The 12,516-nt window shown below is 40.7% G+C and carries 14 protein-coding genes and 2 pseudogenes; 2 read left to right on the plus strand and 14 right to left on the minus strand.

Going from position 1 to position 12,516, the window contains the following annotated elements:
* Positions 1-6: 6 nt before the first annotated feature.
* Both I6F41_RS10345 and I6F41_RS10350 read right to left on the minus strand, forming a co-directional pair.
* A complete protein-coding gene (locus I6F41_RS10345) occupies positions 7-270 on the minus strand; it encodes a hypothetical protein (RefSeq protein ID WP_197108334.1) in 264 nt (87 codons plus the stop codon).
* Between the two features lie 112 nt (positions 271-382).
* Complete coding sequence (locus tag I6F41_RS10350) at positions 383-769, minus strand: hypothetical protein (protein ID WP_197108336.1); 387 nt, start codon at positions 767-769, stop codon at positions 383-385.
* A gap of 168 nt (positions 770-937) precedes the next feature.
* Here I6F41_RS10350 and I6F41_RS18190 point away from each other — a divergent pair.
* Positions 938-1,093, plus strand: a pseudogene (locus I6F41_RS18190) (IS110 family transposase); the annotation flags it as partial.
* A gap of 32 nt (positions 1,094-1,125) precedes the next feature.
* Here the strand turns inward: I6F41_RS18190 and I6F41_RS10355 are convergent.
* From I6F41_RS10355 to I6F41_RS10375, 6 genes are all read right to left on the minus strand, one after another.
* Entirely contained in the window at positions 1,126-1,764 is a 639-nt protein-coding gene (locus I6F41_RS10355; RefSeq protein ID WP_231613499.1) for a DUF4145 domain-containing protein, read from the minus strand.
* 94 nt (positions 1,765-1,858) lie between these two features.
* Positions 1,859-2,575, minus strand: a complete 717-nt coding sequence (locus I6F41_RS10360; protein WP_197108338.1) for a hypothetical protein — start codon at positions 2,573-2,575, stop codon at positions 1,859-1,861.
* Positions 2,576-2,704: 129 nt separating this feature from the next.
* Positions 2,705-3,127: a hypothetical protein gene (locus I6F41_RS18035; protein ID WP_231613501.1), complete on the minus strand. Its 423-nt coding sequence runs from the start codon at positions 3,125-3,127 to the stop codon at positions 2,705-2,707.
* 115 nt (positions 3,128-3,242) lie between these two features.
* Positions 3,243-3,464, minus strand: a complete 222-nt coding sequence (locus I6F41_RS10365) for a hypothetical protein (RefSeq protein WP_011328142.1) — start codon at positions 3,462-3,464, stop codon at positions 3,243-3,245.
* 139 nt (positions 3,465-3,603) lie between these two features.
* Positions 3,604-3,885 carry a hypothetical protein gene (locus I6F41_RS10370; protein ID WP_182683325.1) on the minus strand — a complete coding sequence of 94 codons (282 nt, stop codon included), beginning with the start codon at positions 3,883-3,885 and terminating at the stop codon, positions 3,604-3,606.
* Between the two features lie 120 nt (positions 3,886-4,005).
* On the minus strand, positions 4,006-4,806 hold the full coding sequence (locus I6F41_RS10375; protein ID WP_197108339.1) for a hypothetical protein: 801 nt from the start codon (positions 4,804-4,806) through the stop codon (positions 4,006-4,008).
* Between the two features lie 250 nt (positions 4,807-5,056).
* On the opposite strand from I6F41_RS10375, the pseudogene I6F41_RS10380 reads away from it, so the two are divergent.
* A pseudogene (locus I6F41_RS10380) lies at positions 5,057-6,020 on the plus strand (integron integrase).
* Positions 6,021-6,094: 74 nt separating this feature from the next.
* Here I6F41_RS10380 and I6F41_RS10385 read toward each other — a convergent pair.
* The 6 genes from I6F41_RS10385 to I6F41_RS10410 form a co-directional block, all read right to left on the minus strand.
* Positions 6,095-6,865: an SDR family oxidoreductase gene (locus I6F41_RS10385; RefSeq protein WP_086996146.1), complete on the minus strand. Its 771-nt coding sequence runs from the start codon at positions 6,863-6,865 to the stop codon at positions 6,095-6,097.
* 9 nt (positions 6,866-6,874) lie between these two features.
* The gene (gene mmsB, locus I6F41_RS10390; RefSeq protein ID WP_197108340.1) at positions 6,875-7,765 is read right to left on the minus strand and encodes a 3-hydroxyisobutyrate dehydrogenase; all 891 of its coding nucleotides are present in this window, start codon (positions 7,763-7,765) and stop codon (positions 6,875-6,877) included.
* A gap of 4 nt (positions 7,766-7,769) precedes the next feature.
* Positions 7,770-8,912 (minus strand): enoyl-CoA hydratase/isomerase family protein, encoded by a 1,143-nt coding sequence (locus I6F41_RS10395; RefSeq protein WP_197108341.1) that lies wholly within the window; start codon positions 8,910-8,912, stop codon positions 7,770-7,772.
* Positions 8,912-9,709: an enoyl-CoA hydratase gene (locus I6F41_RS10400; protein ID WP_011328137.1), complete on the minus strand. Its 798-nt coding sequence runs from the start codon at positions 9,707-9,709 to the stop codon at positions 8,912-8,914. The genes I6F41_RS10395 and I6F41_RS10400 overlap by 1 nt, the downstream gene beginning before the upstream one ends.
* Before the next feature lie 10 nt (positions 9,710-9,719).
* Positions 9,720-10,877 (minus strand): acyl-CoA dehydrogenase family protein, encoded by a 1,158-nt coding sequence (locus tag I6F41_RS10405; RefSeq protein WP_011328136.1) that lies wholly within the window; start codon positions 10,875-10,877, stop codon positions 9,720-9,722.
* Between the two features lie 127 nt (positions 10,878-11,004).
* Positions 11,005-12,495 carry a CoA-acylating methylmalonate-semialdehyde dehydrogenase gene (locus tag I6F41_RS10410; protein ID WP_197108342.1) on the minus strand — a complete coding sequence of 497 codons (1,491 nt, stop codon included), beginning with the start codon at positions 12,493-12,495 and terminating at the stop codon, positions 11,005-11,007.
* Positions 12,496-12,516 lie beyond the last annotated feature (21 nt).

Here is a 12,516-nt window from a genome sequence, read left to right on the forward strand (position 1 = left end):
ACCTTGTTATTTTTTGGTGAAATTAGCTTTCAATTTTCGCAAAAAATCATTATTTATAACAAGCAGCCCTGCTGATTGTTTGAAGGCTTTTGCTAACATTTTGTGAGTGTCAAAAAGATCACTATCGTGGTGCCCTCGAACCTGCTTGATAAATTTAATGTGATCTTGTTTAGCCTGGGTGTGGGTCATATCTACGATAGAATCATAGTGCTGAGGTTGCACGGCACAACCTAATAAAATTAAGATAAGAGAAATAGACAGTTTTTTCATACTACAAAAAATCCTTTTACTGTAAAAAAACCAAACAACTTGTTAAGCAGATAAATATTGTTGCTTTAAATCGCTCAGCAATAACCAACTGTTTTTATTTCATTTAAACGACTTATATGCGCTCTTTAACTAGGGAAATATACTTACTTTCGCATTCAGAAAAAAGCGTGTACGAATTCATACTATTACCGTAATTTTGAATTGTTAACGTATCACCTTGCTGCAACGCACTTACTTCAATTTTTGAATTACCGGCCGATTCTGAAGCATACAAGCCAGAGAATACAATGTGTTGCCCTCTTTTCTTATAACTGCCTTTCGCAGAGCGAGCATTTGTTGTAACTTTGTACATAAGTTGATTATCTTCTTGTGATAACCCAACCACCAAGTTACATAATACTGGCTCCACACTTTTGTAGTAAACAAAACGTGATTTCGGTGATTCAGAACACCCTGAAATAACAGTGAAACAGATGAGTAAATAAAACAACTTTTTCAAATTACCTCCTAGCACATCCCATACACACTGCTGTGTACGCCCGACATGGGCATCAACTTATAACGTGAATGCCCTCTGAAGGAAGATCACCGTTTAAATAACATACTGTTATTTAACGATAACCACCAGCGAATGGCAAGAGCTAAATAGTGAGAAATAGACCGAAGGAAACCGCATAACAGCATTATTAGATCACAGGCATTTAAATGGATAAGGATCGTGTTTAAGTGTTGAAAAACGAATACACCCTACGATGAATCAACGTATTTAGCAGCATTAAAACGCAGAGGCTCACCACTTTTAAAATTTGCAATTAATAGCTAAATTTTACTAGTCGTCCACCTCAGAGCGTGTTGTTAAGTGTTTTCTTTAGCCTGATCCCTTTTCTCAACAGCCTTTAAAGCGCCCTCAGGCAATATATTGTATAAAGCGGCAACTTTTTTAGGTTGAGAAACTCTAACCTCCACTATGAAATTAATCATTTCAAAAAGGCTGTGAGCAATATTTGGATCATCGTTTAAATCTATTTCACCGGGGTGAACGGCATTATTTCCAACGACCCGGCAATAATCCAACGCTTGTTGAACCTCGACAGGTAAACCTTTTTTTACGAGAGAACCAATATCTTCATTAATGTTTTGTCCTTTCTCTCCCAATTCAGCTAACAACTTTTGAATTGTCAGTCTTAATAAGGCTGCTGCAGCTCTTGGCGAACGAGCTACAATATCTCTTGCTTCATTATAATCATCAAGACATATAGCTGGTAGATCGATATGTGGTGGGGCAACTGGAGCCTCAGATGGAATAATCATTCGACCTTCATACCAATAACAAAATTCGCCACAATGGTGACATTGGCTGTACCTAAAATTTGTTTCTTTATAGTGCTGGTGTGTTTCTAGTTTTAAATTATTCCAATACTGTTTAGCGTAAACGCCACAATGTATACAATGAAATTGTTGTTCTTCAAAAACTGGAGGGTAATACTTGCTCATTTGTGCTCCTTGCCTGCTAAACACTTAACGCCGCCAGCAGGGGCCGAAAAACCGAAGCGAAGCGGCGGTTTTTTGGTCCCTCTGGCTGGTCTTGTTATAGGGTTGCATCACAAGCATCCCATGTATCGCATTTTGTGAGCGCATTAAATTGATCACTAGGATACTCGACTATTTCAATAATATTCTGAGGGTCTATTCTTCTAGAGCTAAACCCCTCATGCTCAATTTCGTTTTCAAGCTGATGACCACGTTTCGATAAAAATGCTCTTATCATTGAGGAATCTGGGTAGTAGCTATCTCTCAGTGACGCAATGGGAACTTTAGCTTTAATGACGCAAGGAGTTCCTATATTAAAAAGAGCATTGCCGGTAACCGGATGGTCTTCATGAGAATTATAAAGCGCCTCACCACCCCAAGATCGAAAGAACCGTTCAATCCCGGAACGACCAGCTAGATAAGGCTCGAAGAAACAAAACCACAACATATTCGCACGATTACCATCATCTGCCTGATTTCTATTCATTAGTTCCTGTGCAATATCCGCACTTAGCAAGCCACTATCTTTAAGACAAGAAACTCTGTTTTTTAGCGAAGCGGCATTTTGCAAAAGCATTCCGTTGGTACGAATTTCCTTTATTTCGTCAACTGTTAGTTTCGTGCAGTGATAACCGATTAATGAGTACTTTCTCAAAACGTCCCGCATTTTATATATTGCAGGATCATACTCACGGGCAGAGGAAATTCTTGGACAGCTACACTCCCAACCCAAAAATATTTCATAATTTGATTCTAGGAATTCAATTACATCCACAGGCCATGTAGTCTGGTCACTAATAATTATAGAAATGATTTACGCCCTCTAAAAATTGCAATCACGCGGACTAAGACAAAGCCCTATAACGCCGCCATAAATTGCCGCTTGAAGCGCGGCGTAAAGCGATCAATTTGATGGCCTTGTTATGAGCCAGTTGCTAATTGATGGCACAGTGTACCGTTTACTTTTGGCCACGCCATCTTGCGAACACAAGTAATCTATAAATACGCCCATAGTGTGACTTTTATTAATGTAGTAACCCAATGCCTCCGGTTGCTCCTGTGAAAGTGGAAGCTCTGTGATATGAACCATAAGCTCCTCACCTTTAGCATCGAGCAAGAAGGTACCGCTTCTTGATGCTGGGCAAGAATCAATGCTCTTTATTGGGCCCTTTAGTCGTACTTGGGTGGAAGGACCTTCGAACTTGACCGAAACGGTAAACCCCAATTCTATCGCCGATGATTGAGTCAGCTCCACAACTTCAGGACCACTACTAGCCATCGCATGAGCAGAAAATAATAATAGAATTGATAGTGCCAAATTCTTCATGATTGGTAGCTCATAACGCCCAAATAATGGGCAAATATCAGTTGGTTAAAACCAGCGACGCAGGAGCAAAAACCAACTGTTATTTGTCCTGATTTATTTGCTTGTTATGTGTAAATTACACCTTAAGCAATTTTATTTCTTTAACCGTGTTCACGGACATTTTAGCCCATAAGAGAATACCGATAAAACCTAAACCGAGTAAGAAGTAATACTTAATATCGCTTAATCCATCAGCATACATAAAGATAACAAAGCTGTACCCGAATAAGAGTACTGTAAATAGTGGGATAGTAATTATTGCAGCAAATATTTTGAATTTACGTGATTGACGATCCATCGTAGATACTCTCCTTTACACATAACGCCTGCCTAAGCGGCGATTAACAATGGGTTAAAATTATTGAGCGCAGCGACAATAACCCATTGTTAATTGTCCGAGCGAACTTGTGAGCGAATTGAGGCTCTTGTTATATTTATTATTTAGCCACTTTATTAGCTTGAACTAAATAAGACAATGCTGCAGCGTAGGTGCAAAAAAACACTATAAAAGCTAAACCTACAATAACTTGACCCAGCAAATTGTTACCAAAGCCTGACAGAAAAATAATATAAATAGACGGTGGAAATGAAATAACTGAGAAATGAGTTTTTTTTTCTGAGTTAATGAATAGACCTGAAACTACAGGTACGAATTGAATAATTATTGGTATAAGCATTAAACCAACAATAAAAATATCTAACTTTAAATTACCACTCACGACAGCTTCCTAATTTGAAATAAATATAACGCCTAATTAACAGGCAAAAAATTGTTGGCTAAAATAGGTGAACGGAGTGAACAAAAAGCCAACTGTTTTTTGTCCTTGTTGAATTTATTGTTAGCCATTTACTGCACCGTTCTCTTCACCATAAATACTGTAAAGTACATCTTTGGCTATTGGATCTATTGTATACGCTGAACCTCTATGAGGTTGGGAGAACAAAATAGTATCTGAATACTTTTTGAACACGTAATAGCGATCATAATATGTTGTATGACCACGATTATTATAAGTAGTTTTTATATTGTCATTTTTGAGGAATTCAATAAAACACTTTACTTCTTCAGGCTGGAGTCCAATAAAAAAACGTTCTATTGCACGATATTTTAGATCATCAAATTCGGCCCAAATTTTTGCATTTAATAATTCACCTGCTTTGATAGTTAATGAAGCAGATTCTGCTTTCTCGCCAACTGCGGGGGTGTAAATAATGTCCATGCTCTTTAAAGTAAATAAAGGTGCACCCTTGGTAATGGTTATATGATTTTGTCTTTTAAGCTCTTGGATTATATAAAGTTGAAATACATCTAATCGCTTAAAATTAGATAACATTTTATCTTTGGTTTGTGTTGCAGCTACTTTTTCTTGCTCTAATTTTAACGCAGCTTCAGCACCTTTATTTTTTAAAGTTTTTTTATTATTGAAAAAATCCAAAATTGCTCCAATAACAGCATAAACCAACCGAATACTGGTAACAAAAACCAAACCTTGAAGTACTGTTTTAGATACAGTATTTAATGTAATTAATTCATTTTTTATTAGAACAAGCACTAGATTAGATACTAGGAAGATAGCTAAGTTTAAGCGTGTATCTTTTAATTTAGTAAGTAAATCTAATACTTCTTTAGAGCCTTGCATGAATGCATAATCCTTTAAATGGCTAACAGCTTATTGAACACCACTTTGGGGGTTTATAACACCCCAAAACGGCGTATATTACATGGCTCAATAATTCCACTAAATAACTACAATGTAAACAAGTAATTACGTATGTTATAAAGTCACCGTTATTAAAATACCCCAAAACGACTTTTAATAATGTTATTGGACAAAACACAAACAACTGTCTATATATACAGTATCATATTTAAATAATTGAATATCATTTATGAAATCTCTCTTTCTAACCATGATTAAAGATCATATGTATAGCAAGCGTTATGCAAAAAGCACTATTGAAGCTTATTTGTTTTGGATAGCTGCCTATATCCGCTTTAATAATATGCAACACCCAAACTCTATGGGGGATACTCAAGTAGAATTATATCTAAATCATTTAGTAAACTCGCAAAATGTAGCGCAAGGCACACAAGCCCAGGCATTGAATGCGCTAAGTTTTCTATATAAAGAAATAATTAAAAGTCCTCTCTCATTATCATTAGATTTTGTAAAAAGTGAACGCCCTAGAAAATTACCCGTTGTGCTTACACAAACAGAAGTTTCAGCGTTATTTAAACACTGTATTACAAAGCATTATTTAGCGTGTGCACTACTTTATGGTAGCGGTATGCGGTTAATGGAGGTACTACGTTTGCGGATACAAGATATTGACTTTGATTATAACTGTGTTCGAATTTGGGATGGTAAAGGGGGCAAAAATCGTGTTGTAACGCTTGCAGAGGAGCTGATACCACAAATACGAACACAAATTCAATTAGTCGATAATTATTTACAATTGGATCTAAATAACCCGCTGTTTTGCGCGCGTGTATATGCCTCATTTATTGCGTAAAAAACATCCAAATCATAACAAACAGCTGGGTTGGCAATATGTATTTCCATCTTATAAACTCAGTATTGATCCTGAGAGTAAACAGCTAAGGCGCCATCATATTGATGAAAAGCAATTACAGCGCGCTGTTAAAAAAGCGGCTTTTGATGCACACATTAATAAACACGTTACGCCACATACTTTGCGCCACTCATTCGCTACGCACTTACTGCAAAGCGGCGCTGATATACGCACAGTACAAACACAACTTGGGCACAGCGATATTCGTACAACACAAATTTATACCCATGTTTTACAGCAAGGTGCTAATGGGGTTATTAGCCCTTTTTCAAGATTATAAACTTCTCTATTTAAAACAAAAAAGCACAACCCACAAGAGTTATGCTTTTTTAATTAATCTTAAACCAATTCATTTTACAAACGAATGCCGCCGTCTATTTCTACTACGCGACCGGTAAAAAAGTCGTTTTCGATAATATATTGTGCGGTATGGGCTATTTCTGCAGTTTCACCTAAACGCCCTACTGGAGTTACGCTAAGCATGCGCTCTTTAGCTTCTGGTTTCATTACGTCGGTCATTGCGGTGCTTATAACACCTGGTGCAATTGCGCCTACGCGAATACCAAAACGGCCAAGCTCTTTAGCCCATGTAGTAGTAAGCGCTACAACGCCTGCTTTAGAGGCTGCGTAGTTTGTTTGCCCTATGTTTCCGGCGCGCGCTACGCTCGACATATTTACAATAACGCCACCTTTGCCCGACTCAATCATATGGCTGGCAGCTTCTCGGCCTGCCAAAAACACGCCAGTAAGGTTTACGTCTATTACTGATTGAAATTGCTCAAGCGACATTTTTTTAACTACTTTGCCGTCTTTAGCTTTAATAAACATGCCATCGCGTAAAATACCGGCGTTGTTGATCAATACACCAATATGGCCAAAGTCGCTATTAATGGTGTTAAATACCGCTTCCATTTCGCTCTCGTTGGTAACGTTGGCAGCGTAGCCTTGAATACGCGTAGTTACGCCGTCAAGTTGACTTAATTGCTCAGTTGCTGTGTTAAGTGCATCTTGCGCCATATCGATTAGGGCAATGTTTGCGCCCATTTTTGCAAACTTTTGCGCCATAGCAAAACCTAAGCCTTGTGCGCCACCGGTTATTACTACCGTGTTATTTTTAATTTCCACGCGTTACCCCTACTTCGAAAATAATTTAAATATGGCACTAAAATCTTCAGTACCCGCACCTTGGTGCTGCAATGTAGCGTATAAGTCGTTGGCCATTGAACCCATTGGCGTGGCTGATTTACTTTGTTTTGCTGCTTCCATTGCCAAGCCTAGATCTTTCGCCATTAGATCGACCATAAAGCCTGGTTTGTATTCGTTACTTGCAGGAGCCGACTCCATTACACCCGGACACGGGTTATATAATTCTAACGTCCAGTTACGCCCTGAGCTTGCGGTCATTATGTCGCTAAGCACTTTAGGATCTAGGCCATTATTTATACCCATTTGTAGTGCTTCGCTGGTGCCTGCCATTAAAATGCTCAACAGCATGTTATTACATATTTTTGCAACTTGCCCTGCGCCAATGTCGCCTGCATGAAAAATATTTTTGCCCATATCAACCAGCACAGCATTGGCTTTGTCGAACGCGGCTTTATCGCCGCCTACAATAAAGGTAAGTGTGCCGGCGGTTGCGCCTGCAACGCCACCCGATACCGGTGCATCTACAAAGCTAATACCTTGCTGTGCTAACTCTTTACCAACCACGCGCGCCGATTCGGCATCTATGGTTGAGCAATCAATAACTAAGGTGGTTTTGCTTAAGCTGTTAATTAGCCCGTTTTCACCCAAATAAAGCGCTTTAACATGCTTGCCAGCAGGCAACATGCTAATAAGTATGTCTACGTTGTTGGCACATTGCGTTGCATCTGCGGCTGCATTTGCACCTTTGATTTTTAGCTCGTTAACTGTATTTTGGTTTAAGTCGAACACACTTACTGTGTGGCCTGCTTTTATAAGGTTTGCCGCCATTGGCCCACCCATATTGCCTAAACCAATAAATCCTATATTGAGTTTGCTCATAGCTTTAGCCTTGTTGTAATTGTTTAAGTGGGTGGTTATTGCCATAGCGATCTTCAAAAAAGCTATCTAACACTGAGCTTGGCACGTCGCTGAGTGTTTTGTATTGCCAGTTTGGCGCACCGTCTTTGTCGATTAACAATGCACGTATACCTTCTTGAAACTCACCCACTTCGCCGGCACGTACCGACATACCTAGCTCCATTCTAAAACACTCAGCAAGGCTTTTGCCTTTACTGGTTTTTAATTGGCGGCTTACTAACGCACAACTTAGCGGACAACCATGCTTAAGCGATTTTTGCGCCTTTAGTAGCCATTTGTCGTCTGTGTTTAAGTTTAAAATATAGTCAACCTGTTGTTGTAGCGTAGTAAACTCAGCGAGTTCTTGAATGGTTGCCAAATTTGCTTTGATATTACCTTTAGGTAAACGCCCTGATTGCTGATCTAAATCAGTTAACAGCGTAGTAAGTTTTTCGTGATTTAAGCTGGCCGTTTTACCCCACTTAATGCTGAGTAAACCCGCTAAAAGTGCATCGTATTTGTCTGCTTTTACATAATGATCGGCAAGGGCAACAAAACGGGCATCGTCGCAATTTATAGACGCTGACGTAAGCCCTAAAAATAATCCAACACTGTGAGGCATTTTATGTAAAAAATAACTGCCGCCAACATCTGGGTATAAGCCAATAGTTTGCTCAGGCATTGCTATACGCGATGTTTCGGTTACTACGCGGTGGCTTGCACCGGCCATTAAGCCTAAACCGCCGCCCATTACAATACCGTTACCCCACACTAATAATGGCTTTTCGTAACAGTGAATTAAATAGTCAAGGCGATACTCTTGCGTAAAAAAATCCTCTACTAAGTCGCTTGCGCTGCCTTGAGCCATAGCGTGGTGCAAACTTACAACATCGCCGCCAGCACAAAAGGCTTTGTCGCCTGCGCCTTTTAATACCACCATGGCAATACTGCTGTCTTGCGCCCAAGCTTTTAGTTGCGGCTCTAATAGTTTGATCATTTCAAAATTAAGGGCGTTTAACGACTTTGGTGCATTTAGCGTAGCAAACGCTATTAAAGCACCGTTTGACGCGGTTGCCGTTTCGAATACGACTGCGTCATCTGCATGATTTAATAATGTTAAGCCGCTCATTAGCCATTCACCCAATTTGCACGACGCTTTTCTAAAAAGGCACTTACACCTTCTTGCTGATCTTCGGTGTCAAATAAGGCCACAAACAACTCACGTTCTAGCGGTAAAATGCTCGCCATAGGCTGATGACGCCCTTTTTGAATTAATGTTTTACATGCTGCAACCGAAGACGGACTTTGATCAGCCACTTGGTTAGCTAGTTTAAGTGCTGCAGCAAAGCTTTCGCCTTGTGGAACAACTTCTTCAATTAAGCCAATTTGCAGTGCTTTGTCGGCTTTTAAGCGCTCGCCACATAAAATCATGCGTTTTGCCCAGCCTTCGCCTACTAACCATGCTAGGTTTTGTGTACCACCAGCACACGGTAGTAAACCTACTTTAGCTTCAGGAAGGGCCATTTGTGCTTGCTCTTCAGCAATACGAATATCACACGCGAGTGCTACTTCTAAACCACCGCCCATGGCATAGCCATTAATAGCCGCAACCGACACGCCTCTAAAGTTACTAAGTGCTTCAAATGCTTCGCCAAATACGCGCGACATTTCGGCGGCTACGCCTTTATCGCCACCGGCAAACAAGTTTAAGTCGGCACCGGCACTAAAAAACTTTTCGCCTTCGCCGGTAAGCACTAGTGCATAAATATTTTTATTTTTGTTTAGCTTATTAACGGTGTTTTTTAAGGCAATTAATGTGTCTTTGGTCCAGGTATTTGCTGGCGGGTTTGACATAGTTAATATGGCTACATGACCTTCGGTCGTTAATTCAATGCTAGGATTAGACTTAGTATTTGACTCTGACATAAATAACTCCTTATAAAACTTCGCTGGCTGACTCTGCTAAAATACGACGCGCTATAATAACGCGCATAATTTCGTTAGTGCCTTCTAAAATTTGGTGTACACGTACATCACGTACATGGCGCTCTAATGGGTATTCTTTAATATAACCATAACCACCATGAATTTGCAGGGCGTCGTTACATACGGTAAAGCCCACATCGGTTGCAAAACGTTTTGCCATAGCACAATACGTGGTTTTTTCGCTGTCGTTATTATCAAGCTTAAACGCAGCCAGCCTTACCATTTGGCGCGCTGCTACAAGCTCGGTGTTCATATCGGCAATTTTAAACTGCAGCGCTTGAAACGCGGCCAGTGGTTTACCAAACTGAGTGCGTTCTTTTAAATATTCGCGGGCCGTATTAAGCGCCGCTTGCGCTGTGCCAATTGAACAGGTTGCAATATTAATGCGCCCGCCATCAAGGCCTTGCATAGCAAATTTAAAACCTTCGCCTTCTGCACCTAATAAGTTATGCGCCGGAATACGTACATCTTCAAAACTAATTAAGCGTGTAGGTTGTGCGTTCCAGCCCATTTTTTCTTCGGCTTTACCGTATTCAACACCTTTAGCGTCGGCAGGTACTATAAAGGCCGAAATACCTTTAGGGCCATCGCATCCGGTGCGCGCCATAACGACTAATACTTCGGTTTCGCCCGCGCCCGAAATAAACATTTTTGAGCCGTTAATTACGTATTCGTCGCCATCGCGTACTGCTTTGGTTTTTAGCGATGCGGCGTCTGAACCAGAGCCCGGCTCGGTTAAACAATACGATGCCAGTAAGTCGCCAGTAACTAGTTGTTCGCAGTATTTGTCTTTAGCGGCGTCAGTACCAAAGCTTGCTACCATCCAAGTGGCCATATTATGTATGGTTAACATGGCGGTAGTTGCGGTACAGCCCATAGCAAGTTGTTCAAAAATAATGCTTGAATCTAAGCGCGATAAGCCAAGGCCACCGGCTTCTTCTGGCGTGTAAAGGCCACAAAAACCTAGTTCGCCTGCAGCTTTAATCGTGTCTTTAGGAAAAATATGTTCGCGGTCCCACTTAGCAGCGTAAGGTGCGAGTTCTGAGTCAGCAAACTGACGTGCTGTTTGAGCAAATGCTTGCTGATCATCTGATAAATTAAAGTCCATATAGACCTCTTCAATTAGTTATGTGTTGTCTAGGTGATTAGTGAAGAGCAACGAAGGTAATAGGAGTTACCTTCGTGCCCTTCTTTATTATTAATTATGCTTTTTATAAACTATTTATTATGAGTAATTACTTTAAGTTAATGCTCATATTTGGACCCGACGCTATGTCGTCTTCAAACCAACGTGAAGTAATGGTTTTAGTTTCGGTATAAAAACGAATACCTTGCTTACCGTAAGTGTGAGTGTCGCCATAAAACGAGCCTTTCCAACCAGTAAACGAAAAGAACGGCAGTGGCACCGGAATTGGCACGTTAATACCTACTTGGCCTACTTCAATTTCGTGTTGGAACTTACGTGCAACTGCGCCGCTTGAGGTAAACAGCGATGTGCCGTTACCGTATGGGCTGTCGTTTATTAGCGCAATGGCTTCATCTAATGTATCTACAAACATACACGCCAGTACGGGACCAAAAATTTCTTCTTTATATAAGTCCATGTCTTTAGTTACATCGGTAAACAAGGTTGGGCCTACCCAGTTACCTTGCTCGTAGCCTTCAACCGTAAAGTTTGAGCCGTCAATTAAACACTTAGCGCCTTGCTCTTTACCACCGGCAATAAGCGATAAAATACGTGCTTTTGCAGCCGGTGATGTTTGCGGACCATACGCTGCGCCTGCATCATCCCATATGCCTGGGCGTACACCTTCAAAACCCGCTTTAATTTCATCAACCCAGTCTTTTGCTTGGCCAACAAATACCGCAACCGAAATACCCATACAACGCTGACCAGCGGCACCAACCGACGCGCCAACTAAGTTATTTACCACATGCGATTTGCTGGCATCAGGCATAATAACCATGTGGTTTTTAGCACCCACACACGCTTGTACGCGTTTAAGATTTGCTGTGCCTTTTGAATAAATATAAGCGCCAACGCCACACGAGCCAACAAACGAAATAGCGCGTACTGCTTTGTCCTCTAGTATGCGATCTACTTGTGGTTTTGTACCATGTACTACTTGTAACACGCCTTTTGGCGCGCCAGCTTCCATAAATAACTCAGCTAAGCGCATTGGCGTAAGTGGATCTTGCTCAGACGGTTTTAAAATAAAGGTGTTACCACACACAATTGCCAGCGGAAACATCCATAATGGGATCATTGCCGGAAAGTTAAACGGCGTAATACCCGCACACACACCTAAGGGTTGCATGTAAGAATACGTATCGATTTTACGCGCTACGTTTTCCATGGTTTCGCCCATCATTAATGACGGTGCGTTAGCCGCTTGCTCAACTACTTCAATACCACGCCATACATCGCCTTTAGCGTCTTCAAAGGTTTTACCAAGCTCATGACAAATAATAGTGGCAAGCTCGTCGTGGTGCTCTTTTAATAGCGCAGCGTATTTCATCATAATGCGCGCGCGCTCAGTAATTGGCACATCTTTCCACGTTTTAAACGTTTCTGAAGCCGAGGCAATAGCTGCATCCATTTCTGCGTCTGTGGTGCAAGGTACTTGGGCTAGCACTTCTTGGTTGGCTGGGTTTATTACGTCAATAAGTTCTTTTGAGCTTGATTGAATAAATTCGCCATTAATCAGTAGTGGTACTTGGTGCATAATTAAATCCTGTTTTATAAG

Source organism: Pseudoalteromonas sp. SCQQ13, assembly GCF_015864415.1.
GTDB classification, from domain to species: domain Bacteria; phylum Pseudomonadota; class Gammaproteobacteria; order Enterobacterales; family Alteromonadaceae; genus Pseudoalteromonas; species Pseudoalteromonas nigrifaciens.

What these genes read in the sequence shown, in the direction of transcription:
- I6F41_RS10345 (WP_197108334.1), bottom strand. Translation starts at nt 270, where the DNA reads ATGAAAAAACTGTCTATTTCTCTTATCTTAATTTTATTAGGTTGTGCC.
- I6F41_RS10355 (WP_231613499.1), bottom strand. Translation starts at nt 1,764, where the DNA reads ATGAGCAAGTATTACCCTCCAGTTTTTGAAGAACAACAATTTCATTGT.
- I6F41_RS18035 (WP_231613501.1), bottom strand. Translation starts at nt 3,127, where the DNA reads ATGAAGAATTTGGCACTATCAATTCTATTATTATTTTCTGCTCATGCG.
- I6F41_RS10365 (WP_011328142.1), bottom strand. Translation starts at nt 3,464, where the DNA reads ATGGATCGTCAATCACGTAAATTCAAAATATTTGCTGCAATAATTACT.
- I6F41_RS10375 (WP_197108339.1), bottom strand. Translation starts at nt 4,806, where the DNA reads ATGCAAGGCTCTAAAGAAGTATTAGATTTACTTACTAAATTAAAAGAT.
- mmsB (WP_197108340.1), bottom strand. Translation starts at nt 7,765, where the DNA reads ATGAGCAAACTCAATATAGGATTTATTGGTTTAGGCAATATGGGTGGG.
- I6F41_RS10395 (WP_197108341.1), bottom strand. Translation starts at nt 8,912, where the DNA reads ATGAGCGGCTTAACATTATTAAATCATGCAGATGACGCAGTCGTATTC.
- I6F41_RS10400 (WP_011328137.1), bottom strand. Translation starts at nt 9,709, where the DNA reads ATGTCAGAGTCAAATACTAAGTCTAATCCTAGCATTGAATTAACGACC.
- I6F41_RS10405 (WP_011328136.1), bottom strand. Translation starts at nt 10,877, where the DNA reads ATGGACTTTAATTTATCAGATGATCAGCAAGCATTTGCTCAAACAGCA.
- I6F41_RS10410 (WP_197108342.1), bottom strand. Translation starts at nt 12,495, where the DNA reads ATGCACCAAGTACCACTACTGATTAATGGCGAATTTATTCAATCAAGC.